Annotated in this window: 3 protein-coding genes and 1 pseudogene; all 4 read left to right on the top strand. The window is 58.2% G+C overall.

Features of this window, described 5'->3' with window-relative positions; genetic code table 11:
• Positions 1-576: pseudogene (gene glyA / locus DHN12_RS24300) on the top strand (serine hydroxymethyltransferase); the annotation flags it as partial.
• A 17-nt stretch (positions 577-593) separates the two neighbouring features.
• On the top strand, positions 594-1571 hold the full coding sequence (locus DHN12_RS24295) for a CoA ester lyase (RefSeq protein ID WP_108862496.1): 978 nt from the start codon (positions 594-596) through the stop codon (positions 1569-1571).
• Between the two features lie 7 nt (positions 1572-1578).
• Positions 1579-1866: a hypothetical protein gene (locus DHN12_RS24560; RefSeq protein WP_159090224.1), complete on the top strand. Its 288-nt coding sequence runs from the start codon at positions 1579-1581 to the stop codon at positions 1864-1866.
• 109 nt (positions 1867-1975) lie between these two features.
• The gene (locus DHN12_RS25350; protein WP_199913587.1) at positions 1976-2428 is read left to right on the top strand and encodes a hypothetical protein; all 453 of its coding nucleotides are present in this window, start codon (positions 1976-1978) and stop codon (positions 2426-2428) included.
• The last annotated feature ends 35 nt before the right edge of the window (positions 2429-2463 follow it).

Genomic DNA, 2463 nt, shown 5'->3' with positions numbered 1-2463 from the left:
GGKCCGCGTGGCGGCATGATCCTGACCAATGATGAAGATATCGCGAAGAACGTGAATTCGGCCATCTGCCCCGGCATTGAGGGCGGCCCGCGGGTGCATGGGATCGCAGCCAAGGCCGTGGCCTTTGGCGAGGCGCTGCAGCCCGCGTTCAAGGATTACATCAAGCAGGTCATCGTGAACGCACAGGCGCTGTCGGACCAGCTGATCAAGGGCGGTCTGGACACGGTGACCCACGGTACCGACACCCATGTGGTGCTGGTCGATCTGCGACCCAAAGGCGTGACCGGCAACATTGTCGACAAGGCTCTGGGCCGGGCGAATATAACCTGCAACAAGAACGGCGTGCCGTTTGACCCGGAAAAACCGACCATTACATCGGGCATCCGTCTGGGCTCCCCCGCCGGCACCACCCGCGGCTTTGGCGAGATCGAGTTCCGCCAGATCGCCGACTGGATCATCGAGGTGGTCGACGGCCTAGCTGCCAATGGCGAAGACGGCAATGGCACCGTCGAAGCCAAAGTCAAAGCCGAGGTTGCAGAGCTTTGCGCAAAATTCCCGATCTATCCAAACCTGTAATACGAAGGACCCAAAACATGAGCTTTCATAACATCGATCAAGCCCCTGCCCGCCTTAATCGCAGCGAACTAGCCGTCCCCGGCAGTCAGCCCGACATGTTCGAAAAGGCCGCAAAGTCAGATGTTGACGTAATCTTCCTCGATCTGGAAGACGCCGTCGCGCCTGATGAAAAGGAACAGGCCCGCAAGAACATCATCGAGGCGCTGAACGATATCGACTGGGGCAACAAAGCCATGTCGGTGCGGATCAACGGGCTGGACACGCACTATATGTATCGCGATGTAGTGGATGTGGTCGAACAGGCCGGCGAACGGCTGGACCTGATCATGGTCCCCAAGGTTGGAACCGCTGCGGATGTCTATGCAGTTGACATGCTGGTGACGCAGATCGAGGACGCCAAAGGGTACAAGAAACGGATCGGATTCGAACACATCATCGAAACCGCGCTTGGCATGCAGAACGTCAGCGAGATTGCGGCCGCCTCAAAACGCAACGAAAGCTTGCATTTCGGGGTTGCCGACTATGCGGCATCGACCCGTGCCCGAACCACAATCATCGGCGGTGTAAACCCCGACTATTCCGTTCTGACCGATGCGGATGCAGATGGCGGACGCATGACGCATTGGGGCGATATGTGGCACTATGCGCTAGCCCGCATGGTTGTCGCCGCCCGAGCCAACGGCCTGCGCCCGATCGACGGGCCCTTCGGTGACTTTCAGGATCCAGACGGGTATCGCGCGGCAGCGAAACGAGCGGCCGTTCTGGGATGTGAAGGAAAATGGGCTATCCACCCCAGCCAGATTGCCCTGGCCAATGAGGTCATGTCGCCATCAGATGCCGAAGTCACCAAAGCACAGCGCATACTCGTTGCCATGTCCGAGGCTGAATCGGCTGGCAAAGGCGCTGTGTCTCTGGATGGTCGCCTGATCGACTATGCCTCGATCCGTCAGGCCGAAGTACTGGTCGAAAAGGCTAGTCAAATCGCAGCTGCGTGAACGTGTAGTGCCGGGCCATTCAACAACAACGCTTCGCACCACTCCTTCGGCTACCTTTGCCGAGGCAGTGTCGGCAGCGGACCCAGCTACTGGCCTGCGTCGCAAGTTATGCGAGGCTCCGTTGCCGACACCTGCAAGTGGCGGGCGCAGCGTCCTGATCGGCGACGCCAATGCACCGGGCCCGATCGCTTGGGCAACCTATGCCGGTCACCGCTACGCGCGGGAACTCGATGGCAAGGATATCGGTGACGCTCTGCCCTTCCGCCGCGAAGTTACAGAACTTGCAGTAGACTAAGGGCTTTGTGGAGCTTATGGCGGCGAAGTGCGAACTCTGCCGCCTAATAGGTTTGGGCGGGAACCCTGGGCGGACCCACCAAGTAGAATTTGTGGTCTCGTTGCTAGGATTGGATGCCGATCCCGCCTATCGGTTTGTGCCACTTATCGCACAACGAAGCGAGTTCAGTGATTGGGTAAACCAAATTACCTTGGCCGGAGGCGGCGCGACCCACTACGCCCAGTACCCAAGCCTCAGCAATTACGCGATAGAATTCAACACCGCAGGTCACTGCCTCGTCGACCAATGCAAACTCGAAAAGTTGCCATCTCCCATCCACGACGAAAACCCAACGGCAGCCATGATCGTGGCAATGAACATTCCCAGGTGTTTGATCCGAAGGTTTGATGGTGCGATCCATTCGATGGAATCTTATGGGACAGATACGTCACGGCTGCGCCACGACAACGCATGTCATCCGCGCAACAATACAGCGATCGCAAGCTTTGAACGCGGAGCTGAGCCGCGAACCTGGAATCAACGTGAAAACCGTTTCCAGACGGCGAAAGCGCCAAACGGTTGAGGACAGGACCAAAGGAGCCGAGATCGACTGTTCCA

This window comes from Ruegeria sp. Alg231-54 (assembly GCF_900143525.1).
Lineage (GTDB): Bacteria > Pseudomonadota > Alphaproteobacteria > Rhodobacterales > Rhodobacteraceae > Ruegeria.
This window is presented reverse-complemented; position numbering and strand designations above follow the sequence as displayed.

Excerpts from the sequence above, each read along its gene's own strand:
- DHN12_RS24295 (WP_108862496.1), top strand. The coding sequence starts at position 594 with ATGAGCTTTCATAACATCGATCAAGCCCCTGCCCGCCTTAATCGCAGC.